At 39.1% G+C, this 338-nt stretch carries 2 protein-coding genes; one reads left to right on the top strand and one right to left on the bottom strand.

Annotated elements, in window-relative coordinates; genetic code table 11:
- A partial coding sequence (locus ACJ5GX_RS06955) for a cbb3-type cytochrome c oxidase subunit I (RefSeq protein ID WP_495292839.1) occupies positions 1-161 on the bottom strand: 161 nt, incomplete at its 3' end.
- Here ACJ5GX_RS06955 and ACJ5GX_RS06950 point away from each other — a divergent pair.
- The gene (locus ACJ5GX_RS06950) at positions 145-258 is read left to right on the top strand and encodes a phosphatase PAP2 family protein (protein ID WP_495292838.1); all 114 of its coding nucleotides are present in this window, start codon (positions 145-147) and stop codon (positions 256-258) included. The genes ACJ5GX_RS06955 and ACJ5GX_RS06950 overlap by 17 nt on opposite strands.
- Positions 259-338 lie beyond the last annotated feature (80 nt).

Raw genomic sequence — 338 nt, 5'->3', positions numbered from 1 at the left:
ACCATTCCCATATAACCAAATACTGGCCTATGAGAAAAAGTTGACACAATCTGACTGATGATACCAAATGCAGGAAAAATAATTATGTAAACTTCTGGATGACCAAAAAACCAAAACAGATGTTGAAATAACACAGGATCGATCATGTTCGCCTGGTACACCGTCATGACCAGAGTCTCTGACTACAAGCATCACTGGAGCGATGTCCTCGCTGGTTTCAGCATTGGCATGCTCTACGCTATCGTTGTGGTAAGTTAGAATTTTGACTACCTACATATTGTTGTTGTTTTCTTTTCCTCTTTATACTATTGTATTATCCTGACTTCCATAGTTTGGGT

This window comes from Wolbachia endosymbiont of Tuta absoluta, assembly GCF_059414725.1.
Note: the sequence above shows the minus strand (reverse complement) of the source record. Positions and strands in the feature narration are given on the sequence as shown.

Coding starts and splice junctions, on each gene's coding strand:
- ACJ5GX_RS06950 (WP_495292838.1), top strand. CDS start 145: ATGTTCGCCTGGTACACCGTCATGACCAGAGTCTCTGACTACAAGCAT.